General features: G+C 65.6%; 18 protein-coding genes. 3 read left to right on the top strand and 15 right to left on the bottom strand.

The annotated features are described in order from the left end of the window. Positions 1-32: 32 nt before the first annotated feature. Together ASS64_RS07960 and ASS64_RS07965 are read right to left on the bottom strand one after the other, a co-directional pair. Complete coding sequence (locus tag ASS64_RS07960) at positions 33-1,244, bottom strand: ABC transporter permease (RefSeq protein WP_067692374.1); 1,212 nt, start codon at positions 1,242-1,244, stop codon at positions 33-35. Further along, on the bottom strand, positions 1,241-2,221 hold the full coding sequence (locus ASS64_RS07965) for an ABC transporter ATP-binding protein (RefSeq protein ID WP_067693107.1): 981 nt from the start codon (positions 2,219-2,221) through the stop codon (positions 1,241-1,243). Before ASS64_RS07965 ends, ASS64_RS07960 begins: the two co-directional genes overlap by 4 nt. Positions 2,222-2,287: 66 nt before the next feature. Here ASS64_RS07965 and queG point away from each other — a divergent pair, with 66 nt between their 5' ends. Beyond that, a complete protein-coding gene (queG, locus tag ASS64_RS07970) occupies positions 2,288-3,337 on the top strand; it encodes a tRNA epoxyqueuosine(34) reductase QueG (RefSeq protein WP_067692377.1) in 1,050 nt (349 codons plus the stop codon). Here the strand turns inward: queG and ASS64_RS07975 are convergent. The 10 genes from ASS64_RS07975 to ASS64_RS08020 form a co-directional block, all read right to left on the bottom strand. Next, positions 3,321-4,547 (bottom strand): NAD(P)/FAD-dependent oxidoreductase, encoded by a 1,227-nt coding sequence (locus tag ASS64_RS07975; RefSeq protein WP_067692379.1) that lies wholly within the window; start codon positions 4,545-4,547, stop codon positions 3,321-3,323. The genes queG and ASS64_RS07975 overlap by 17 nt on opposite strands. 45 nt (positions 4,548-4,592) lie before the next feature. Further along, on the bottom strand, positions 4,593-9,281 hold the full coding sequence (locus tag ASS64_RS07980; RefSeq protein ID WP_067692381.1) for an NAD-glutamate dehydrogenase domain-containing protein: 4,689 nt from the start codon (positions 9,279-9,281) through the stop codon (positions 4,593-4,595). 176 nt (positions 9,282-9,457) lie between these two features. Further along, complete coding sequence (locus tag ASS64_RS07985) at positions 9,458-10,435, bottom strand: LLM class flavin-dependent oxidoreductase (RefSeq protein ID WP_067692384.1); 978 nt, start codon at positions 10,433-10,435, stop codon at positions 9,458-9,460. Continuing rightward, complete coding sequence (locus ASS64_RS07990) at positions 10,432-11,271, bottom strand: tetratricopeptide repeat protein (RefSeq protein ID WP_067692386.1); 840 nt, start codon at positions 11,269-11,271, stop codon at positions 10,432-10,434. Before ASS64_RS07990 ends, ASS64_RS07985 begins: the two co-directional genes overlap by 4 nt. Next, entirely contained in the window at positions 11,268-12,011 is a 744-nt protein-coding gene (locus tag ASS64_RS07995) for an alpha/beta hydrolase (protein WP_067692390.1), read from the bottom strand. Before ASS64_RS07995 ends, ASS64_RS07990 begins: the two co-directional genes overlap by 4 nt. Before the next feature lie 39 nt (positions 12,012-12,050). Continuing rightward, complete coding sequence (locus tag ASS64_RS08000) at positions 12,051-13,127, bottom strand: M48 family metallopeptidase (protein WP_067692393.1); 1,077 nt, start codon at positions 13,125-13,127, stop codon at positions 12,051-12,053. Between the two features lie 4 nt (positions 13,128-13,131). After that, positions 13,132-14,214, bottom strand: coding sequence for a YjgN family protein (locus ASS64_RS08005; RefSeq protein WP_067693110.1), 1,083 nt, complete (start codon positions 14,212-14,214; stop codon positions 13,132-13,134). 79 nt (positions 14,215-14,293) lie between these two features. Then, entirely contained in the window at positions 14,294-14,488 is a 195-nt protein-coding gene (locus ASS64_RS08010; RefSeq protein WP_067693113.1) for a helix-turn-helix transcriptional regulator, read from the bottom strand. Then, entirely contained in the window at positions 14,485-15,090 is a 606-nt protein-coding gene (locus tag ASS64_RS08015) for a hypothetical protein (RefSeq protein ID WP_067692396.1), read from the bottom strand. Before ASS64_RS08015 ends, ASS64_RS08010 begins: the two co-directional genes overlap by 4 nt. Next, the gene (locus ASS64_RS08020; protein WP_067692399.1) at positions 15,087-15,311 is read right to left on the bottom strand and encodes a hypothetical protein; all 225 of its coding nucleotides are present in this window, start codon (positions 15,309-15,311) and stop codon (positions 15,087-15,089) included. The genes ASS64_RS08015 and ASS64_RS08020 overlap by 4 nt, the downstream gene beginning before the upstream one ends. Positions 15,312-15,431: 120 nt before the next feature. Between ASS64_RS08020 and ASS64_RS08025 the strand changes: the two genes are divergently transcribed. Together ASS64_RS08025 and thrS are read left to right on the top strand one after the other, a co-directional pair. Further along, a complete protein-coding gene (locus tag ASS64_RS08025; protein WP_067692402.1) occupies positions 15,432-17,090 on the top strand; it encodes an alkaline phosphatase in 1,659 nt (552 codons plus the stop codon). Positions 17,091-17,321: 231 nt separating this feature from the next. Continuing rightward, positions 17,322-19,331: a threonine--tRNA ligase gene (gene thrS, locus ASS64_RS08030; protein ID WP_067692405.1), complete on the top strand. Its 2,010-nt coding sequence runs from the start codon at positions 17,322-17,324 to the stop codon at positions 19,329-19,331. Positions 19,332-19,461: 130 nt separating this feature from the next. On the opposite strand, the gene ASS64_RS17055 is transcribed toward thrS, so the two are convergent. From ASS64_RS17055 to ASS64_RS08040, 3 genes are read right to left on the bottom strand one after another with little or no spacing between them, the layout of a single operon-like run. Beyond that, on the bottom strand, positions 19,462-19,590 hold the full coding sequence (locus ASS64_RS17055; RefSeq protein ID WP_255356024.1) for a hypothetical protein: 129 nt from the start codon (positions 19,588-19,590) through the stop codon (positions 19,462-19,464). A gap of 34 nt (positions 19,591-19,624) precedes the next feature. Then, positions 19,625-20,617 carry an agmatine deiminase family protein gene (locus tag ASS64_RS08035; protein WP_083508268.1) on the bottom strand — a complete coding sequence of 331 codons (993 nt, stop codon included), beginning with the start codon at positions 20,615-20,617 and terminating at the stop codon, positions 19,625-19,627. 23 nt (positions 20,618-20,640) lie between these two features. Next, a complete protein-coding gene (locus ASS64_RS08040) occupies positions 20,641-22,344 on the bottom strand; it encodes a M28 family metallopeptidase (RefSeq protein ID WP_067692408.1) in 1,704 nt (567 codons plus the stop codon). Between the last annotated feature and the right edge of the window lie 47 nt (positions 22,345-22,391).

A 22,391-nucleotide genomic window follows, 5' to 3' on the forward strand; every position in this document is an offset into this window, starting at 1 on the left:
TCGCCCGATAGCGATGGAATCTACGCGACGATTCAGACCGGCTTCGTTTCACCGACATGTCCTTTCACTGCGCGCCCAGCCTTGCCCGATTTCATGACGCGGCGGCGGAAGATCGTTGCACCGACGCGCACGAATGCAAACACGCATAGCGCCTGCCATGCCAGCGCCAGAGCATGTGGCCACAGCGCCTCCGATTGGGCCGCACGCGCAAGCATGGCGAAGGGCGAGGATAGCGGAAACACGGCCGAGAACAGTTCGATGGGCGATCCCGGCCGGGTGATCGAGGATGCCGCGAGGAAGAACACCAACAATTGCGCCATGGTCACCGGCATCGACAGCGTCTGCACCTCGCGGACGGTCGCCGCCATGCCGCCGATGGTCAGGAAGAGCGAACCGAGCAAGAGGTAACCCATGGCGAAATAGGCGATCCCGAATGCGACGAAGAGCGGCCAGCCGAGCGCCGGCTCGGGCAGCTGCGGCAGCGCGTTTCCGGCAAGCAGTCCTATCGCGCCCCCCGCCACGGCCCAGACCGCGATGCCGACGAAGCTGACGCCCAGCATGGCGACGAGCTTACCGAGAAACACCGCATCCATCGGGATCGCCGCGGCAAGCACCTCGATCACCTTGTTGGCCTTCTCCTCGACCAGGTTCGACAGCACCATGCCAGCGAGAAGCATCATCAGCAGGAACAGGATGAGCTGGCCGGCCTGCGCGGTACGGATGCGGTCGCTCCGCTCGGCAGCCCTGCTGGTGGCGACGGGACGCCCCGCGACGGCGGGATAGGCTTGCACCTCGCTCGAACCCGCATGTGCGGCGATCATGGCGATCGGCCCGCTCCATATGGCGATCGCTTCCTGCGGCGCCGTAATTTCGGGTGCATCGAGCGTTCCGGTAACGACCGCAGCGTAATTCCTGCCCGTTTCGCGCAGGATCTTATCGGGCGGGGCGGAGGACCGTGAGATTGCGAGTTCCGGCAAGGCGCGACCGACCTGCGGGGCGAGCCGGGCGCGCGCCTCGATCATCGCCTCGGCATCCGCTTCGGACATGACCACCGCGACCAGACGAGTGGTCGCATCGCGCTGGACCTGTCCGCCGATTCCGCCCGCGAGCGCGCCGATCAGGATCGGAAACAGCGGTCCGAGCAGGAAGAAGAGGAAGGCGCGGCTGAACAGGATTGCGTGAAAATCACGCCGTGCGACGACCCGGGCGGCTTCGAAGCGCGTCAGGCGGGTAGTGTCGCTCATCGACCTACCCCTCCGGCGGTATCCTCGTCGAGCGCGCGGGCCGCCGCTGCGCCCGCGATCTCGACGAATGCGTCATGCAGACCGGCGCGCTCGATCGACAGCGACAGAATTCCCGCCTCGCCCTCGATCAGTCGCTTGAGCAGCGCCTCGATCCCGGTCTCGGGGACAGGGAAGCACCAGAAATGGCTGTCGTCTCCCTTGCGGTCATGGCGTGCGTCATTGGGGAGCGCCGCGCGCCAGGCACCTTCGCTGGAGCGCGTTTCCAGCCTCACCTGCGCGGGGATGCGGTCGCGCGCGGCATCGACCGATCCGGCATAGGGTACCTTGCCCCCGGCAATGATGGCGACCTCGTCGCACAGCCGCTCGGCATGATGGATGACGTGGGTGGAGAAGATCACCGTCGTGCCCGTCTTTGCGAGTTCGCGGATCATGACCTCCAGCTTGCCCTGGTTGATCGCGTCCAGCCCGCTGAAAGGTTCGTCGAACACCACCAGCTTCGGACGGTGGACGAGCGTTCCAAGCAATTGCACGGTCTGCGCCATGCCCTTGGAAAGCTGGCGGATCTGGCGGTCGATCGCATGGCCCAGGCCATGGGCTTCGAGCAGCTTGCGCCCGCGCGCCTTGCCCTCATCGAGCGGTAGCCCGCGTAGTGCACCCATGAAGGCGATCGCTTCGTCGCATTTCATGGCCGGGTATAGGCCGCGTTCCTCGGGAAGGTAGCCGATCAACTTGGCCACCTCGTGCGGACGGTCGTTGCCTAACACGCGGCGAACGCCTTCGTCGGGATCGATAATGCCCAACAGCATGCGCAAGGTCGTGGTCTTGCCAGCGCCATTGGGGCCGAGGATGCCGTAGATCGCGCCTTCGGGCACGGCGATATCGACGCCGTCCACCGCCAGCGTGCCGTCGAAGCGCTTGACCAGCCCGTTTGCCTCGATAGCGAGCGGACCATGGCCGCAAGCGTGGGGTCGCGTCATGGTGCCGGTCTCGGTAAGCATGGGCGCATGTCTAACGGCTGGCAGTGAACGGGAGCACACGCAAGCGTGGTTAATTCTGGGTTGCAGACGGACTTGCGCGAGGAGGCGGCGCGGCTCGGTTTCGCCACCTGCGGCTTCGCGCCTGCCACTCCCGACCCTCATCGCGTCGCGCGGCTGGAGGAATTTCTCGGGGCGGGTCGCCATGGTTCGATGCAATGGATGGAGGACCGCAAGGTGCAGCGCGCTTCGCCGCAGGGGCTGTGGCCCGAGGCGATGAGCGTCATCGCACTCGGCATGAGCTACGCGCCCGATGTCGATCCGCTGGCGCTGGACGAGGCTCCGGAAAAGGCGCGCATTTCGGTCTATGCCCATGGGCGCGACTATCACGACGTGGTGAAGAAAGCGCTCAAGGCGCTGGCGCGTTGGCTGATTGCGCGCGAGCCCGACAGCGAGCTCAAGGTCTTCGTCGATACTGCGCCGGTGATGGAGAAGCCGCTGGGCGAGGCGGCGGGGATCGGCTGGCAGGGCAAACACACCAATCTCGTCAGCCGCGAGCACGGCTCATGGCTGTTCCTCGGCGCCATTTATTCCACCCTCGATTTCGCTCCCGATGAACCGCATGCCGATCGCTGTGGAAACTGCCGCGCGTGCCAGGACGCCTGCCCCACCGATGCTTTCCCGCGGCCTTACCAGCTCGATGCGCGGCGCTGCATTTCCTACCTCACGATCGAGCACAAGGGGCCGATTCCGGAAGAGTTCCGGACAGCTTTGGGCAATCGCATCTACGGTTGCGACGATTGCCTGGCGGTCTGCCCGTGGAACAAGTTCGCCGATACCGCGCACCGGCATCTCAAGCTCGCCCCGCGCGAGGAACTCATCGCTCCCGACCTCGCCGCATTCCTGCAGTTCGACGACGCGGGGTTCCGCCAGTTCTTTTCCGGGTCGCCGATCAAGCGGATCGGGCGCGATCGCTTTGTGCGAAACTGCCTCTATGCCGCGGGCAACAGCGGTTCGGCCACGCTAAAACCCAAGGTCGCGGTGCTGTGCGAGGACACCGATCCGACCGTTGCCGAGGCCGCGCGATGGGCGCTGATGCGGCTCAGCGCATGTCCTTGAGCTGGACCTCTGCATCGGCAAGCAGGCCGGGATCGATCTCGGCGCGGTCCATCACCAGCTTGCGACCCTGGACATAGTCCTTGGTGTTGTTGACGCAGTCGAGCGCGATCACGCAGCCTTCCTTCAGATAGACCACGCTGAATTTCTTCGCCGCCGGATCGCCGCGCAGCACGGTCGCATCGTATCCGATCGCAATGCCCACGGTTTGCAGCCGCAGATCGTACTGGTTCGACCAGAACCATGGCACCGCGTCGTAATCCTGCTTGTCGCCCATGATCGCCTTGGCCGCACAGGTCGCCATGTCGTTGGCATTCTGGACCGATTCCAGCCGGATGACCGCATTGTCGGCGTAAGGATTGGCGTGGCTGGCACAGTCGCCGATGGCGTAGATATCGTCCAGCGTGGTTCGCCCGTAGGCATCGACATCGACCCCGTTCGATCCCGCCGCGCCCGCGGCGATGAGCGGGCCAACCGCGGGCACGATGCCGATGCCGGCGATAATGACGTCGCAGGCAATCTTCTCGCCGCTGTCGGTCAACACGCCGGTGACGCGGCCGTCCTTGCCCTCGATCGTCTCGACGCCGGTCGACAGGCGCAGGTCGACGCCCTGCTCGCGGTGGTAGGCGGCATAGAATTCGGACAGTTCCGGGCCCGCCACGCGCGCGAGCACGCGGTCGAGCATCTCCACCACCGTGACCGCGCAGCCCAGCTTGCGCAGCACGGCGGCGGCTTCGAGGCCGATATAACCGGCGCCGACGATCACCGCGCGCCGGGCACCCGCGGCCAATTCCTCCCTGAGCGTATCGACATCGCGGCGCGAGCGGATGTAGTGGATCCCGGCAAGATCGCAGCCCGGGCACGATAGGCGCCGCGCGTCGCCGCCCCCTGCCCAGATCAGCTTGCGATAGGTGATCCGCGTGTCGTCCGACAGGCCCAGCTCGTGCGCGATCGGGTCGACCTCGTTGACATTGCGGCCCAGCCGCAGCTCGATGTTCTTGTCGGCCCAGAACTGCTCGGGCCGGATCTGGATTCGCTCGAAGGGCTTGTCGCCCGCGAGATATTCCTTCGACAGTGGTGGGCGTTCATAGGGCGGATTGCGGTCTCGGCTGACCATGAGGATCGATCCCTCGTGGCCGTTCTGCCTCAGGGCAATGGCGGCCTGGGCACCGCCGTGCCCCGAACCCACGATGACGACGTCGTAATGTTCCATCGCCGCGCTGGCTGGCGCGAAAACGTCGGCCGGTCAAGCACAGTGCTAACGCGCGAGCAGGTTGCGCGCCATGCTGGCGACCTGTGCCAGCATGGCCGGAGCGACCTCGCTCTGCGCCTGCGCGCGGCCGACCATGGCGCGGAATCGGCGGATTGCGGCGGCGTGTTCATCCGCCCATCCAGCAACGGCGCCGATCGGGTCTTTCTTGGCGCCCTTCCGACGTGAAAGCCGACGCAAGAATTCCAATCGCATCTGCTGGAAATCGCGCGAGAGCCCGGCGACCAGCAGACGCTCCCACACGTCCGACGGGTTCATCATCGCCGATGTGCTCTGCGCCCAGTCCAGCCCGATGCGCTCGCCCAAATCGGTGAAGGCGGCGGTCAGGGCGCGCACCTCGATCTCGGCGGCGCGCGAGAGCGCGGCCAGCCCCACCGCACCGTCGATCTGGTAGAGATGCGTGACGCGCGCGGCGAGTTTCTCGGGCGCGCCCATATCTACGAATTCCGCCTTGAGCCTGTCCGATTGCCGGATCGACGCCGCGGTCAGCAGCTCCTCCGATCCGGTCATCAGCCGTGCCACGCGATCCTTCAGGCTGGCTATGATCTTGCTCGGAGGTTCGCTGCTTATCCCGGTTCGGATGAGGTCCGCCATCTGGCTGCGCAGTGCGCCTGCCGTGTGGCGGAACAGGTAGATGCGCACATCCTCCGGCATCGCGGCCGTCTCCAGTTCCTCCCACAAATCGCCCGCGCCGAACAGCTGGTCCGCCGCGACGAAAGCGGCGGTGACATCGGCCAGACCCACGCCTTCTTCTTCCGCGAGTTCGAAGGGATGGACGAAGCCCATGCGATTGACGAAGCGGTTGGCCAGCGCGGTGGCGACGATTTCGCGGCGCAGCTGGTGCGTTTCGATCTGCTGCTTGAACTTTTTGCGCATGGCCGAGGGGAAGTAATCGACCAGCAGGCCGGCGACGCTGGGATCGTCGGGCAGGCTGCTCTGCTCGATGGCATCCTGCAGAACCAGCTTGGTCGATGACAGCAGCACGGCCAGTTCGGGACGGGTTAGGCCCTGTCCGTCGGAGGCGCGACGCCCGAGGTTTTCGCTCGAGGCCAGGCCCTCCGTCTGGCGGTCGAGCGCACCGCGATCTTCGAGCGCCTCGATCAGCCGCAGTTGGGGCGGCACCGCTACGGCGCCGCCCTGTTCGGCGATGGACAGCGCGAGCGCCTGTAGGCGATTGTCCTCCAGCACGATCTGCGCGACCTCGTCGGTCATCGATTCGAGCAGCGCGACGCGCTTGCGTTCGCTGAGCTTGCCCGAACGCTTTGCGGCTGCCAGCGCGATTTTGATATTCACCTCGTTGTCCGAGCAGTCGACGCCGGCCGAATTGTCGATGAAGTCGGTGTTGCAGCGGCCGCCGTGGAGCGAGAATTCGATGCGGCCGGCCTGGGTAATGCCGAGATTGGCACCTTCGCCGATGACCTTGGCCTGCACTGCGCACGCATCGACGCGCAGCGCATCGTTGGCGGGATCGCCCACCTGGACGTTGTTCTCCTGGGCGGCCTTGATGTAGGTGCCGATCCCGCCGAACCAGATCAAGTCGACCGGCGCCCGCAGGATCGCCGAAATCAGTGCCTCGGGTTCGATCTCGCTTTGCTCGATGCCGAGCTTGGCCTGCACCGCCTTGGACAGCTTGATGCTCTTGGCATCGCGCGGGAATACGCCGCCGCCCTTCGAGATGAGCTTCTCGTCATAATCTTGCCAACTCGACCGCTGCAGGCCGAACAGGCGCTTGCGCTCCTTCCAGCTGGCCGCCGGATCGGGGTCGGGGTCGAGGAAGATATGCCGGTGGTCGAAGGCGGCGACGAGCTTGATCGCTTTCGACAAAAGCATGCCATTGCCGAAGACGTCGCCCGACATGTCGCCGCATCCCACGACCTCGATGCTGTCGCTCTGCACGTCCACGCCCAATTCGAGGAAGTGGCGCTGCACGCTGACCCAGGCCCCCTTGGCGGTGATGCCCATGGCCTTGTGGTCGTAGCCTTTCGAACCGCCGGACGCGAAGGCATCGTCCAGCCAGAAGTCCCTCGACTGCGCGATCGCATTGGCAATGTCGGAGAAGGTCGCGGTGCCCTTGTCGGCGGCAACGACGAAATAGGGATCCTCGCCATCGGTGATGACGACCTGGTCCGGGTGCACGACCTTGTCGTCCACGATGTTGTCCGTAACCGACAGCAGCGTACGGATGAATGTTTCGTAGCTGCCGCGCCCTTCGGCGGCCCAGCCTTCGCGGTCGATCGCGGGGCTTGGCAATTGTTTGGGATAGAAACCGCCCTTCGCTCCGGTCGGCACGATCACGGCGTTCTTCACCCGCTGCGCCTTCATCAGGCCGAGGATTTCGGTGCGGAAATCGTCCCGCCGGTCGGACCAGCGCAGGCCACCGCGCGCCACGGGGCCGCTGCGCAAATGGATGCCCTCGACCCGGCGCGAATAGACGAAGATTTCGCGATAGGGGATCGGCTTGGGCAGGCCCGGAACCTTGGCCGAATCGATCTTGAAGGCGAGCGCCTCTGCGGCCGCGGGCGCGAACGCATTTGTGCGCAGGATCGCATCGATCAGCGAATTGTAGAGGCGCAGCAAACGGTCGTCGTTGATCGCCTTGACCTTGAAGAGGCCACGCTTGATCGCGCTGCGCGCTTCCTCGATCGCCTTCTCGCGTCCGCTGCCGAACTCGGGATCGTGGCGTGCGGTGAATAGCGCGATCAGCGCGCGGGTCACGTCGGGCGCGGCGGCGAGCGCATCGACGACCGTATAGATCGTGAAGCCCATGCCCGCCTGGCGCAGGTAACGGTAAAAGGCGCGCAGCCAGTTGGCCTCACGCGCGGCCAGCCCGGCCTCGGGCACCAGCCGGTTGAAAGGATCGTTTTCCGCTTCGCCATTGAGCACCGCGGCGACCGCCTCTTCGATCGCGTCCGACCGCTCGATCAGCGCCTTGGGATCGGCGCCCGGCTTGAGGTCGAGCAGGAAATCGTGGACCGTTCCGAGCCGCCCCTCATCGAGCACTGTGGGCATTTCCGAGCGCACGTAGAATCCGAAATCCTCGAGCGCGGGCACGCCTTCGGACAGTGGCAGGCTGCCTTCGGACTGGTAGAGTTTGAGACGCAGGCAGCCGGGCAGTTCGCGCTCGCAGAAATACAGCCGCGCTCCGCGCACCACGTCGTCGTTTTCGGCGCTGGCACCGAGATCATGCAACCTCGCGATGTCGAGCGCGGCTTCGCGCGGGCCATAGCGACCGCGAAAGGCGGTCGGGAAGGAGTCGGCGAAACGCATGGCGAGGCCCGCCGCGCGGGATGGCTCCTCGATCGTCGCGAGTTCGGCCTCGACCGCTTCGCTCCAGCCGCGCAGCAGCGTTTGCATCTGCTGTTCGAGCCTGGCCTCGTCGGGGGCCTTGTCGCCATCGCGAATATCCAGGACGAAGCGGATCGTGGCGAGATTGCCTCCTTCGACCTCGAGGCTCCAGTCGAGCAGCCGCGCGGATGCGGCTTCTTCGAGCAACGCCTGAATCTCGAGCCGGACTTGCGTTGCGACCATGTCGCGCGGCAGCCAGACGAAGGCGAAGAGGTGGCGCGCCAGCGGCGCCTCGACCAGCGCGAGACGTGGGCGCGGGCGGTCGACCAGACTCATCATGGTGGTCGCGACGCGCTCGACGTCGCCTTCGGAGAAGCCGATCAGCAGGTCGTGCGGCAGCGTGGTCAAAGCGTGGACCAGGGCCTTTCCGGCATGACCCGTATCGTCGAAGCCGTGGCGTTCGCGCAGTGTTTCGAGTTCGCGGCGCAGGCGCGGCACGGCGCGCGGTGCGGCGGCCAGCGCGGCGCTGGTCCAGACCCCCGCATGGACCGAAAGAGCGGCCGGCTTGCCCGGTTCCCCGACGGGTATGATGAACAGGTCGAGCGGGACGCGGCGATGAACATTGCTGAGGCGATTGGCCTTGATGATTAACGGGCGGCGACGGTCCCCATCGGCCTCGAACCAGGCAAAGGCGCGTTCATAGGAGGCCTCGGCGAGCAGTTGCGCCGCGCTCTTGCGGCAAATACCGAACTCGTCTTCCTGCCGTCCGTCGCGATAGCGTTTTACATGGCCGAGCTGGGTGAGCATGCCCGAATTGAGCCAGTCGAGCAGTTCGGCACCTTCGCTGTCGGCAGCGGCGATCCGTTTGGCGTCTGCCGCCATCGCGTCCTGCATCTTGGGCCAGTCCGAGACTGCCGCGCGGACATCGGCGAGCGTTTCCTTGAGCGACTCCTGCAGCTGGCGGCGGGTCTTCGCATCGACGCGCGCAGCCTCGATGTAGATCATCGATTCCCAATAGGCGTCGTCGGGATCGCCATCGGGAATCTCGATCAGCTTGCCCGCGTCGTCGCGCTCGACCGGGATGACGGGATGGACCAGGCGGTCGATCGAAAGGCCCAGTGCGGCAATCGTCGCGGCGACCGAGTCGACGAGGAACGGCATGTCGTCGTTGATGATCGCGATCCGCGTCAGGCGGCGCTCGTCGCTGATGCTTTCGATCGCCATGGCCGAGCGGCCCAGCGTGCGCTGCGCGGCCAGCTCACCGACGAAGGCCGCGGCATCGCCCAGACGTTCCTTCTCGAACGGCGTATCTCCGGTCAGCAGCGAAAGCCGCATTCTTTCGGTAATCGCGTTCTGGAGCTTCTTGGGAAGGGCGGCAGTTCTCGAACCCATGCGGGGCCTCTCTCCTGGCGGCGCATGATCGTTTCCGCGCCGCGAAATATCCGAGTCGTGTGCGCCACGACCTGCGCGCTGCGCCTAGGCCCGTTGGACTCGCCCTGCAAGGCAATCCGCAAGAGAAAATGCAATCGTATGCGGAGCCTGCGTCGCTCATCGACGCTACGGCATGCCTAGCCGGCCAGCTCCTCCATCGCGAGCTCCAGCGAGAGGCATCGCGCCTCGGCGTCGAACATGCTCCCGCCGAATATGATCTCGTCCGCCCCGGTGCGCGCGATGAAGGCCTGCACCGCCTCGGCGGCCTGACGGGGCGTGCCGATCGCGCTGGCCTGGCCGATATGGGCGAGCATGGCCTGTGCCTGTGCTGGGAGCTGTTCGCGATATCCGCGCACGGGTGGGGGCAGCTTGCCGGGCGTACCGGTTCGCAGCGCGACGAAGGCCTGGAGTTGCGAGGTAGCGAGATATTCCGCCTCTTCCTCGGTATCGCCGACGAACAGGTTCATCGCCGCCATGACATGCGGTTTCTCGCAGTGTTCGGAAGGCTGGAAATCGCGGCGATAGAGTTCCAGCGCGGAGTCGAGATGGTCGGGCGCGAAATGGCTGGCGAAGGCATAGGGCAGGCCGAGCCTGGCGGCGAGCCGGGCCCCGAACAGGCTCGAACCCAGCATCCAGAATTCGGGCCGCGCGCCGAGGCCGGGCGTGGGATGGATCGCGGTCTCGCCTGCCATCAGCGCGATCAGCTCGGCCACGTCCTGCGGGAACATCTCGGCGGCACGATGGAGATCCTTGCGCAGTGCGCGCTGCAGTTCGGGCCCCGCACCCGGCGCGCGGCCGAGACCGAGGTCGATCCGTCCGGGGAACAGCGCATCGAGCGTGCCGAACTGCTCGGCGATCTGGAACGGCGTATGGTTGGGCAGCATGATCCCGCCCGAGCCGATGCGGATGGTCGAGGTGGCATTGCCGATATGTGCGAGCACGACCGACGTCGCGCCGCCCGCAATGCCCGCCATGGCGTGGTGCTCGGCCACCCAGAAGCGCTTGCAACCCGTCTTCTCCGCGGTTCCGGCCAGCGCTGTCGCCGCGTCGAATGCCTCACCGAGTGTTCCGCCTTCGCGCACCGGCACGAGGTCGAGCACCGAAAAGTCGGTCACGATGCGAGTTGCTCCAGATAGTCGCGCGCGCGCCTCGCCTCCGCGCTTTGCGGTGCGACCAGCAGGACGGATTCGAAACTTCGGCGCGCTTCTTCCTCGCGACCCGCAAGCGCGGCGATCACCCCCGCTTCCAGTCCCACCGCCGGATCCTGCGGTGAAAGCAGCGCGGCCTGCGCGATCTGCTCGCGCGCCTCGCCGAGCCGTTCGAGCCTGCGCGACAGCGTCGCCGAGAGCAGCCAGGCACGCGCATTGCCGGGATCGCCGGCGCGGGCGCCCGCGAGCGCCGAGACCGCCTCGTCGTTCCGCTCGAGGGCCACCAGCGCGCGCGCGCGATCGATGGAAACGCTGGCGGCGAGCGAGGCGTCGGCGGCGCTGGTGGCGAAACTCACCGCCCGGCTGAAGGCGATTTCGGCAATCGCGGGCTTGCCCTGCGCCATGGCCGCATTGCCCGACATTGCCGCCAGCCGCGCCTGATAGGCGGGGGCGCCCGGAGGCACTTCGTCTGTCGCCAAATCGAAGGCGCGCTGTGCCCCTTCGAAGTCTCCCTGCCGGACAAGTGCCAGGCCGAGGCAATGCGCGGACTGGGCGAGTTCCAGCTGGCTGGCGGCGGTCTCGCGCCAATTCTGCGCGAAATCGCTTGCCGCCTCGGCATCCTCGCGCGCCAGGTTGACGCATTCGGCGAGCTTGCTGCCCGCTTCGGAGGCGATGGCAGGGGGCTGCACGGCGCGCGGGCGCTCGGGCCGGTCGCGCAGTTCCTCGGGGATGCCGGGAAAGGCGTTGCGCGAAGGGTCGGGGCCGACCTGCATCAGCAGCAGGGCAAGGGTGGAGGCAATCATGCGGAGCCTTTCGAAAGCGCGTCGATCGTGCGCAGCAGCAGGGCGATATCCTGCTCGCGCGACAGGCGATGGTCGCCGTCCTTTACCAGCGCGACCTGTACGTCGTCCGAACGCAGGCGCTCGGCGAGGCGCAGGCTGATCTCCCACGGCACATCGGCATCGCGCTGGCCGTGGATCAGCCGCACGGGTGCATCGATCGCGATCGGGCCTCCCAGCAGCAACTGTGCCTGACCGTCGGCGAAAAAGCCGGGATGCATGGGCGTCGGATCGGGTCCGTAGGGATTGTCTTCATAAACGGTTTCCCCGCCTGCAAGCGTCGCCTTGTCGGCTGCGGAATAGCCCCATTCGGTGAAATCGGGAGCCGAGGCGATGCCGACCATGCCCGCCAGCCGCTCGCCCAGCGCTAGACCGACCATCAGCATCAGCCAGCCGCCCATCGAAGACCCGATGACGATGACCGGCCCCTCGATGGTCTCATCGATCAGCGCGAGCACCTCATCGCGCCACCGCGAGAGGGTGCCGTCGGCGAAGTCGCCCTCGCTTTCGCCGCAGCCCGAATAATCGAGCAGCAGGCACGCGCGGCCCTGTTCGCGGGCCCAGTCGAAAAGCGCGCTCGCCTTGCCGCCCGCCATGTCGGACATGTAGCCGGGCAGGAACACCAGCGCAGGGCCGGTGCCGCGTTTATGGCGAAAGGCGATGCGCCGCCCGTCGGCCAGCTCGAAATGCTTGGTGTCGAACATGGCGCTCGATGTCGCCCCGCAGCCTCACGAATGCAAGGCTTAGAAGAAGTCGAATTCTTCGACGTCCGGATCTTCTTCGCACATTGATTTGAGGGCGGCGAACTCGTCGGGTGTCAGTACCGGCGCGTAATTCCCACCATCGTCGGCCGCGTCGCGATAGGCTTCGGCGCGCTCGCCCGAAGAGGGATGGCTCGCCAACCAGCCCGCCAGAGCCGGTGCGTCGGCGTTGTCGCCATATTCCTCCGACATTCTCTCGAAGAACCCTGCTGCGCCCAGCGGCGAGATGTTGCTCTCCTTCAGGCGGGCCCGGGCATATTCATCGGCCTCGCGCTCGGCTTCGCGCGAATAGCCCATCGAAGCGAGCCCGAAGATGGAGTTGGTAACGCCCGAATCGGCGCCCGCGAGCAGGATCGAGAGGCCGAATTGCCGCAGCAGCGCGGTCATGACGTGCCGCTCGCGCACATGGCCGACTTCGTGCCCCAGTACCCCGGCAAGCTCCTCCGGACTTTCCGCCTGCTGCACCAGCCCGTCGAACAACAGCACCTGCCCGCCCGGAAGCGCGACCGCATTGACCATGTCGATATTGGCGATGCCGGCGCGCACCCGTTCCTCGGCCGGATCGACCTTGGAGAGCAACTTGGCGAGCGCAGCATCGCCGGCGGGCGTGTTGCAGATGCGCCCGCCGAAATCGCCGACCATCGCCTCGCCAATATTGCGTTCCCAGCCGGCCGGAATGCGCGGACCGAGCCAGTCGGGCGCGGTCAGGAACAGCGCCACCGCGGCAGCGCTCGCTACGCCGAAGATCGCCGCCGCCTTGCCCAGCCCGAGCCGGTCGATCCACGCGCCATAGTCGCTCTTCGCGGGGAGCTGCGCGGCAAGGCCCGGAGGTACGTCCTCGGGCAGGATCAGCCGGAAGCCGGGCAGGCTTTCTCGCCGGTAGACGCGCTGGCCCGGCCGGGTCTCGCCGAAGCGCAGGTCGGCTGCCGCGAAGCTGTCGCGCGCGGTCGGGCTTACCAGCGTGAAGCCGCCGCTGCCGTCCCACGCCAGTTCGCCCGAATGGCGCACCGCATTGGTGCCGTCGTACCATTCGGCGGCAATGGCGAAGGCGTCTGCCATCCGTTCAGATCGCGCCCACGTCGAAGGCGTCGAGCAGGCCCTCGCCGTGCCTGGCGGTTTTCGTTTCCGATTGGGTCAGCTCGTCGAGCAGGATTTCGCCCCTCGCCTCGAGATGCGTCATGAAGAATTTCCAGTGACGGTAGGAGAGGAAGATCAGCCCGATCCCCAATGTAAACACAACCAGCAGCGCATCGACCACCAGCAGCTTGACCCAGTCGAGCGTGGTGGCCTCGAAGCTGAATTCGAGATCGCGCCAGCGCGTCGCGCCGACCACTTCGCGGTAGAATTTGGCATAGAAAGCCACCGCGATCAGGCCGAGGCCGAGATAGAAGAACAGGATCAGGCCCAATATGCCCAGCACTCCGCCCACGGCCATGCCGTCTTCGCCGCCGATACCGTAGCCTGCCAGCATGCCCATGCCGGCCATGATCACCCCGCCCGCGAACAGCACGAAAGGCGCAAGATAGAACAGCAGGAAACGGCCGAAGACGCCGCCGGCTTCGGCATTCGCTTCGAACGCGAAGGGGCCGAAGCTCATTTTCGACCAGCGCTCGTTCCATAGGCTGGTCATCGACCAGGGAACGAGCAGGCCGAGCGGGATCCAGCCGACCAGTGTCTTCCACATGTAGGACAGGCCGAATCCGAAACCCTGGTCGTTGCTGCCGCCGCGAATGCCGCGCCAGCGGGTGCGCGACAGGCGGTAACGAAGCGCGCGGAAACGGGCTACGCCGAGCAGGTAGAAGATCGCGATCAGCGCGCCGAAGCTGAGCGCCACGCCCCATGCCTCGTAGCCCCGCGCGATCAGTGCCTGGGCGACGAAGCTCAATCCGAAATAGGGAATGCCGAACAGCACGAAGACCATCACGAAACCGAGAAACAGCTCCATTCCCGTGCCCGCCCATTCGAGTTGTTCGTCGACGAAGCGGCTGCGCGACCACAGGTAGCGCCGCTCGCGGGTGGTCGCCCAGAAGCGGTAAATTCCCAGCGTAACGATCGTCAGCAGCAGGTTGGGAAACGCGATTCTGGCGAATTCGCGCCAATCGCCCTCGAAAACGAAGGCACTGTCCGCGCCCTGCCTATCGTGCATACCGTGCATGAAATAAAACCCTTTCGACCCGAGCGGCTGTTGCTCACGGATCGAAGGAGCCATGTCAATCGCCGCACCGCTATTCTTCGCGCAGAAAGATTTCTTCTATGGCGAGGCCGAAGACATCCGCGATCCGAAAGGCGAGCGGTAGCGAAGGGTCGTAGCGCCCGGTCTCGATGGCGTTGACGCTCTGACGCGAGACCTCGAGGCGCGTGGCGAGGTCCTGCTGGCTCCAGTCGCGCTCGGCGCGCAGGACCTTGAGGCGGTTTTTCACATCGCCCCCCATGAACCGTATTTCATCCGGTTCATGACAGCTCCCACGCCGATGCCGCCGAACCAGACCACCGCCCACCAATAGGCATCGAGGTGAACGACGATGTCGGCAGTTTCGAGGAAGCCCCAGACCGACGCGGCGCTCAGCGCAAGCGCGGTGGCGATCAGCGACTGGCGAATGGTGAGCATCCGCAGGAACTCGTCCCGCTCCTCGACGATCAGCCTGCCGATCGCCCAGAATACACCGATTATCGCGAGGCCCGGGAGCGTGGCGAGGACCACGCGCACCGCCTGCAAACCGACGCCGTTCTTGTCGGCAATGGTCATTACCGCGAGCGCAAGGAGATAAAGCGAGGTAAACAGTGCCACGCGCTTGGTATAGCGGCGTTGCGCCTCGCGGTTGCCGGTGCAGCTGCCGCCACGATTGGCGACGCGCATGGTCTGGAAGAAAAGCGCCGCGGGCACTATCATCAGCAGTAGCGTGGTCGCATTGTTGATCGCGTCGCTCAGCGCCAGTCCCGCGACCGCACCGAATGCGGCAAAGGTCAGCCCAGCCCAGAAAGGGACCGTGCGGGTGAGTGCGGATTTGGCCTCCTCGGTCATGCCGAGCCTTTCTGCAAAAACGCGCAACAGCCGCTCCGCGGCATGATGCCCAGCCATGCGAGCACAGGCAGCACCAGAACGGAGAATTGCGCGACCTCCTGAGGGACGACATCGAGAACCGCGAGCACGGCGATGGCAAGCATCGCTCCCGCCCAAAAAAGCGCTTGTTTTCTAGCTGACATGGCAATGGTCCTTTCCCTGATGTAAAGGTTATTTGTCATAAACGATCGTTTATGTCAAGTTTGCTTTCCAAATAGACGCAAAGGCTTTCCATGTTCCGCAATTCGCTTGTCACCGCCCCGTCATCGGGCGCAGGCATGTCGGCGTTAGAGGAGACAACTATGATCGCCACCGAACCGCCCGCCGCCCGCATGCCCGCGCTCGATCGCCGGACGTTGCTCAAGGGAGGGCTTCTGGGATTGGGCGCCGCCGGGGTGCCGGTCGCAGCGCAAGGCCGGGCGATCGGATTCACGCATGGTGTCGCCAGTGGCGAGCCTGGGCCGGCGCGGGTGCTGCTTTGGACACGCTTCGTCGGAGCGCAGGATAGGCCGCTCGAGTTCGAGGTCAGCGAATCGCTCGACTTCGCCCGCCAGCTAGCGGGCGGCACGGTTTCGGCCAGCGCCGAGAACGACTGGTGTGTTAAAGCCTTCGCCGAGGGGCTCGAGCCGGGGCGGTGGTACTATTACCGCTTCACCGCGCCCGACGGTTCGCATTCGGACATCGGCCGCACGAAAACGCTGCCGGTCGGCGCGACCGAGAAATTCCGCATGGCGACATTCTCCTGCTCCAACATCGGCTTCGGCTGGTTCAACGCCTATGCCCACGCCGCCGCCGATGGCGATTTCGACTGCGTGTTGCACCTTGGCGATTACTTCTACGAATATGGCCCCGGCACCTATCCCTCCAGTGAACAGGCCCAACCGGGGCGTATCCTGTTCCCCGCGAGCGAGACCGTCAGCCTGGCCGATTACCGGCTGCGTTTCGCGACCTATCGCGCGGATGCCGATCTGCGCCGGCTGCATCAATTGTACCCGATGATCTCGGGCTGGGACGATCACGAAAGCACCAATGATTCGTGGGAAGGCGGCGCGCAGAACCACCAGCCGGATAGCGAAGGCGAGTGGTCCGTGCGCAAGGCCGCCGCGATCAAGGCCTATCGCGAATGGATGCCCGTGTCGGACGAGCCCTGGGCCGCCTACGAAGTCGGCGATCTCGCCACGCTCTTCCGGCTCGAAACGCGGCTGACCGCACGCGCCGAACAGTTTTCCTTTGGCGATATCCTGTCCGGCAAGACTTCGGCCGAGGATGCCATGGCCGCCTTGATCGCTTTCCGCGAAGGCGATTATCGCGATACCGGCCGCGAGTTGCTCGGCATGCGGCAGCAGGCGTGGCTGTCGGGCGGCCTGAAACGGTCGGCCGGTGCGGGCAAGCCGTGGCAGGTGCTGGTCCAACAGGTGCTGATGGGCAATCTGGCCACCGCGCCGAGCCTTGCCGAGGGGCTGCCGGGCGACCTGCCCGACTACATCCGCCAGCGGATCCTCGCCGGGGCGATGGCGAGCCGCGCCGAACTGCCGCTCAACATGGATGCCTGGGACGGCTATCCCGCTGCGCGCGACCGCGTGTTCAAGGCCGCGCTCGAGGCGAATGCCAACCTCGTCAGCCTGGCGGGCGACACGCACAATGCCTGGGCCTTCGATCTCGACCACGCGGGCGAGAGGGTTGGCGTCGAATTCGGCGTCCAGAGCGTTACATCGCCCGGCCTGGAGAGCTATGCTTCGCACATCGCCAGCGACCGGCTCGAGCGCGAGACCGTGGCCCACAACCGCCAGCTCAAATGGATGGACGGCTCGCGCCGTGGCTACATGGCGGTCGAACTGACCCCGGGCAGCGCCTCGTGCGAATTCCGCTTCCTGTCGAGCGTCCGTGAAAAGGGCGCAAGTGTGAGCGCAACCAAGCGTGTCACCACGCTCGCCGGGAACCGCATGCTCGACGTGGGTTGAGAAATTAACCGACCGGCGCTACTTCGCAGGTCATGACGCAAATGCGGATTACGACCACGACTACCACCACCCCGGGCATCCGGGGGCGGTCGGTCGCGGCTTAGTCGCATCCGCCGCCACCCGGTTTCGGGTGGCGCGGCGTCCCCTCGAAATCGAAATTACCTCGAACGCCGCTTCAAGCATGCGCGCCCTTGTGCCATGGGCGCGTCAAGCAAACGGACGACGAGTGACATGACGGAACTGCTTAAGATCAGCCTGCCCGATGGATCGGTGCGCGAAATGGAAGAGGGCTCGACGCCCGCCGATGTGGCCGCGGCGATCGGCCCGGGCCTCGCCAAGGCCGCGATCGCTGCGCGAGTCGACGGCGAGCTGCGCGACATCAATCGGCCTTTCGAAGGCGATGCCGAACTGGCGCTGGTCACGAACCGCGACGAAGAGGACGCGCTCGAACTGGCGCGGCACGACTATGCGCATGTGCTGGCCGAGGCGGTGCAGGCGCTGTGGCCCGGTACGCAAATTACCTTCGGCCCGGCGACCGACGATGGCTTCTACTACGATGTGAAGGCGCCCGACACGCGCGAGCCGTTCAGCATGGACGATCTACCCGCGATCGAGGAGAAGATGCGTGAGATCATCAAGGCCGACAAGCCGCTCAGGCGCGAAGTCTGGAGCCGCCAGCAGTTGATCGACAAGTGGGAAGCCGAAGGCGAGACCTTCAAGGCCGAGTGGGCCAAGGAATTGCCCGAGGACGAGGAGCTGACGGTCTACTGGTCGGGCGAGGATTGGCTCGACATGTGCCGCGGCCCGCACCTTGCCTCAACCGGCAAGCTCGATCCGCAGGCGTTCAAGCTGATGCGTGTCGCCGGGGCCTATTGGCGCGGCGACCAGCGCAATGCGCAGCTTACGCGTATTTACGGCACCGGCTGGCTCAACAAGAAGCAACTCAATGCCCACCTGCACCGGCTGGAAGAGGCCGCCAAGCGCGACCACCGCAAGTTGGGCCGCGAGATGGACCTGTTCCACCTGCAGGAAGAGGCACACGGCAGCGTCTTCTGGCATCCCAAGGGCTACCGCATCTGGCGCGAGCTTGAGGCCTATATGCGCCGCAAGATGGACGGCGGCGGCTATCGCGAGATTAAGACGCCGCAGCTGATGGACGTGCGCCAATGGACCCAGTCGGGCCACTGGGGCAAATATGCCGAGAACATGTTCGCGGTGCCCGACATCGTCCCCGATGTGGAATCGGAGGACGAGGCCGCCTCGCCCAAGATCGCCGACGATGCCGACTGGATGGCGATCAAGCCGATGAACTGCCCGGCACATGTGCTGGTCTTCAAGCAGGGCATCACCTCCTATCGCGACCTGCCGATCCGGCTGGGCGAGATGGGCTGCTGCCACCGCAACGAACCGCATGGCGCGCTCCACGGGCTGATGCGCGTGCGCCAGTTCACGCAGGACGATGCGCATATCTTCTGCACCGAGGCGCAGGTGGTCGAGGAAGTGCGCGCGTTCTGCAAGCTGGCGGATGAAGTTTATTCGGATTTCGCCTTCAAATACGAGATAAAGCTGGCGCTGCGTCCCGAGAAGCGCCTCGGCTCGGACGAGGACTGGGACCGGGCCGAGCAGGAACTGCGCGATGCGGTCCGCGAAGCCGGGATGGACAATGACGAATATGGCTGGGAGGAGCTGCCCGGCGAAGGCGCCTTCTACGCGCCCAAGCTCGAATGGCACCTCACCGATGCGATCGGCCGCACCTGGCAGGTCGGCACGATCCAGGGTGACCGCGTGCTGCCCGAACGGCTCGATGCGAGCTATGTCGGTGAGGATGGCGAGAAGCATCGCCCCGTCATGCTCCATCGCGCGATCTTCGGCTCCTACGAGCGCTTCATCGGCATATTGATCGAGCATTTCGCCGGGCGCTTGCCCGTCTGGCTCGCACCGACGCAAGCGGTCGTCGCGACCATCGTTTCCGATGCGGACGACTATGCGAAGGGCGCCGTCGCCAGGCTGGAAGCCGCGGGCATTCGGGTCGAAAGCGATCTTCGCAACGAGAAGATCAACTACAAGGTCCGCGAACACAGCCTCGCCAAGGTCCCTCACCTGCTGGTGGTCGGCAAGCGCGAGGCCGAGGAGGGCACTGTCGCGGTCCGCACGCTGGGTGAAAAGGAGCAGAAGGTGATGAGCCTCGACGAGGCGATCGCAATGCTGAGGGATACCGGCACGCCGCCCGATCTCAAGTAACGCGCCGAGCCCCCGCCCTTAGTCTGCCTGACAAGCCGACCGCCCAGGACAGATTGCCCGCAGGGCCGGCGGGGGCCGCGGTCGGACTGCAGCGAGTTTGCCTGAGATTCCCGCTTGCGCGAGAAGGCGCCTAGAAGGGCAGCACCGGTCCGGCGAGGACGAGTGCGAGGGCGCAGCAGGTAACGATCAGCGCGCGCGCGACATTGGCAGCCGAGAGATCGGCGCTTTCGGAGCGGGCGAGAGCGATGGTTTTGCCCATGCGCCCATTGTCCACTGCAATCCCTAATGAAGCGTTAAGGGCGCCAGCCGGCAGAAGGCATTTGCTGGCTGGCGCAATGGAATCCGCCGCCGCCCGCCAGCACCGCATCGCCCGGCAGACCGATTGTCGCGCGGCCGGGGAAGAGCTCGGCGATCGCTGCGACACCCTCGTCGTCATGCGGGCTGCCGAAGGTCGGCACCACCACGAGGTGGCTGGTGATCGCGAAATTGGCGTAGCTGGCCGGCTCGACATGGTCGCCGCTGGTGACGAGTCCGGGTGAGGGTATCTCCTTCACCGTGACCCCCGCATCCTCGGCGCGCCGCTTGGCATCCGCGTAGATCGCCGCATTGGGATCGCCGCTACCCGTCGCGCGCGGCAGGCACAACGTGTTCGCGGCAACGAAGCGGGCGAGATTGTCGACATGGCCGTCGGTGTGATCGTTGATCAGCCCCTCGCCGAGCCATAGCACGCGGGTGAAGCCGAGGTTGCGCTTCAGCCGCTCCTCGATTTTCTCGCGCGACAGCTGCGGGTTGCGGTTGGGATTGAGCAGGCATTGCTCGGTGGTAACGACGAGACCGGTGCCGTCGCCGTCGATCGCCCCGCCTTCGAGGATCCAGTCTGCCACCTCGAGCGGCAGGCCGGCATCCTGGGCCAGTTCGGCGCCCACCGTCTGGTCCCCTTCCATCAGATATTTACCGCCCCAGCCATTGAAACCAAAGCGCCGTGCCGCGCGGTTGCCCTCGCCGTCGCATAGGACGAGCGGGCCCGTGTCGCGCAGCCAGACATCGCCATAGACGCGCCGCTCCAGCCTCACGCCGCCTGTCACCAATTGCCGTGCGCGCGCCTCGTTGGCGGCGTCGCGTACCAGCAGCCGGACCTCCTGCCCGCTTTCGGCAACTGCGTTGGCGAAATCCGCGATCTGCTCCTGCGCGCGCGGGAGCATTTCGGGCCATTCTTTCGAATCGTGCGGGAAGCCGATCCACAGCCAGTCCTGCGGCGCCCATTCGGGCGGCATCACGAAAGGCATGGATCGGCTCTCCGTTTCGTGCGTCAGGCGGGTGCGCAGCCTGCGCCATCCTCGGCGCAATTCTCGTCGCGTACGGCCTTGAACTCGTCGCCCTCGTTCCAATTGGGCCAGCTGGTCGAATCGGCGAGCATTCGTCCGATGCGGTAGAACAGCGACAGATCGCTCATCACGCCCGACCAGTCCCAGTTCGGATCGTATTCGTCCTTGGGACCGTGATAACGGTTCTCGCGATAGTCGGCCGCAACCGCCGCGCCCGCTTCGCGCCCGCCCTCGATCAGATCTTCGCCGCCGTCGAGATAGAGCATCGGCACGCCGCGCTTGGCGAAGGCGAAGTGGTCCGAGCGGTAGTAATAGCCTGCTTCGGGATTGGGGTTGGGCGTGGTTACGCGATTGTCGTTCATCAGCGCCTTGTCGAGGAACAGGTCGAGTTGCGACTTGCCCGGGCCGACCACGGTCAAGTCGCGTGCCGCGCCCGCCATCAGGAAGGCGTCCATGTTGATCCCGCCGACCGTCTTGTTGAGCGGGAAGACCGGGTTGGCAGCATAGTATTCCGCACCCAGCAGCCCCGATTCCTCGGCCGTCACAGCGAGGAATACGAGCGTACGGTCGGCAGGGCCGGCTTCGACATGCGCGGCGCCCAGGGCGACCAGCGCCGCGGTGCCGGTCGCATTGTCGACCGCGCCGTTGCAGATATCGTCGCCATCTGGTGCCGGCGTGCAGCGACCCAAGTGATCCCAGTGCGCTGTATGCATGACGTATTCGTCGGGCCGTTCGCTGCCGGGCAGCATGGCGATCACGTTTTGCGAGGAGAAGGTGCGGATGTCGTTGCGAAAGCTGGTCGATGCGGTGAGGCCGAGCGGCACCGCCTCGAAATCCTGCTCGCGCGCGGCGGCCATCAGCTCGTCGAGATCCTGACCCGCGGCGGCGAGGATTTCGCGCGCCTTTTCCTTCTGCACCCAGCCGTTGACCTTGGTCATCGGCGGCGGGTTGTTGCCGCGCGAGGCATAGGCCTGCGGGCCCGACCAGCTCGATTCGACCACGTTCCAGCCATAGCTCGCCGGTTCGGTGTCGTGGATGATGATCGCGCCGTCCGCCCCCTGGCGTGCGGCCTCTTCATATTTGTAAGTCCAGCGGCCGTAATAGGTCATCGCCTTGCCGTTGAACGGACCCTCGAGGCTTTCGGTGCCATAGTCGGGATCGTTGACGAGGATGACCGCGGTCTTGCCGGTCATGTCCACGCCTTCGTAATCGTTCCAGTCGCGCTCGGGCGCGTTGACGCCGTAGCCGACGAAAACGAGCTCGCTGTCTTCGAGCGCCGTCCGGACGTCCTCGCGATAAGTCACGCCGACCCAGTCGGTCGCAAAGGCGAGCTGCATGTCGCCGCCATCGCCGCCCGAGATGGTCAGCGGCGCGAACTCCTTGCCGGTGATCTCGACCAGCGGGACATCCTGCACCCAGCTACCATTGTTGCCCGGTTCGAGACCGGCCTTTTCGAATTCCTCGATCAGATAGGCGATGGTCTTCTCGCCGCCCGGTGTGCCGGGAGCGCGGCCTTCGAACTCGTCCGAGGACAGTCTTTCGGTCACGCGCTTCATGGTCTCTTCGGAAATCGTGCCGTCAGCGACATCGGGCAGGTCGAGCGCGTTCGCGCCGTTGTCGACCTGGCCGAGATCCTGGCATGCGGTGAGCAGCAGTGCCGAACAGGCGGCAAGTGCGAGGCGTTTCATCGGGGGACATCCTCTCTGGTGTGTTCGCGAATATGCGGGCGCTTCTA

Origin of the sequence: Erythrobacter sp. AP23, from assembly GCF_001542855.1 — a bacterium.
GTDB lineage: Bacteria > Pseudomonadota > Alphaproteobacteria > Sphingomonadales > Sphingomonadaceae > Qipengyuania.

Coding starts and splice junctions, on each gene's coding strand:
- ASS64_RS07960 (WP_067692374.1), bottom strand. CDS start 1,244: ATGAGCGACACTACCCGCCTGACGCGCTTCGAAGCCGCCCGGGTCGTC.
- ASS64_RS07965 (WP_067693107.1), bottom strand. CDS start 2,221: ATGACGCGACCCCACGCTTGCGGCCATGGTCCGCTCGCTATCGAGGCA.
- ASS64_RS07975 (WP_067692379.1), bottom strand. CDS start 4,547: ATGGAACATTACGACGTCGTCATCGTGGGTTCGGGGCACGGCGGTGCC.
- ASS64_RS07980 (WP_067692381.1), bottom strand. CDS start 9,281: ATGGGTTCGAGAACTGCCGCCCTTCCCAAGAAGCTCCAGAACGCGATT.
- ASS64_RS07990 (WP_067692386.1), bottom strand. CDS start 11,271: ATGATTGCCTCCACCCTTGCCCTGCTGCTGATGCAGGTCGGCCCCGAC.
- ASS64_RS07995 (WP_067692390.1), bottom strand. CDS start 12,011: ATGTTCGACACCAAGCATTTCGAGCTGGCCGACGGGCGGCGCATCGCC.
- ASS64_RS08000 (WP_067692393.1), bottom strand. CDS start 13,127: ATGGCAGACGCCTTCGCCATTGCCGCCGAATGGTACGACGGCACCAAT.
- ASS64_RS08005 (WP_067693110.1), bottom strand. CDS start 14,214: ATGCACGATAGGCAGGGCGCGGACAGTGCCTTCGTTTTCGAGGGCGAT.
- ASS64_RS08015 (WP_067692396.1), bottom strand. CDS start 15,090: ATGACCGAGGAGGCCAAATCCGCACTCACCCGCACGGTCCCTTTCTGG.
- ASS64_RS08020 (WP_067692399.1), bottom strand. CDS start 15,311: ATGACAAATAACCTTTACATCAGGGAAAGGACCATTGCCATGTCAGCT.
- ASS64_RS08025 (WP_067692402.1), top strand. CDS start 15,432: ATGATCGCCACCGAACCGCCCGCCGCCCGCATGCCCGCGCTCGATCGC.
- thrS (WP_067692405.1), top strand. CDS start 17,322: ATGACGGAACTGCTTAAGATCAGCCTGCCCGATGGATCGGTGCGCGAA.
- ASS64_RS17055 (WP_255356024.1), bottom strand. CDS start 19,590: ATGGGCAAAACCATCGCTCTCGCCCGCTCCGAAAGCGCCGATCTCTCG.
- ASS64_RS08035 (WP_083508268.1), bottom strand. CDS start 20,617: ATGCCTTTCGTGATGCCGCCCGAATGGGCGCCGCAGGACTGGCTGTGG.
- ASS64_RS08040 (WP_067692408.1), bottom strand. CDS start 22,344: ATGAAACGCCTCGCACTTGCCGCCTGTTCGGCACTGCTGCTCACCGCA.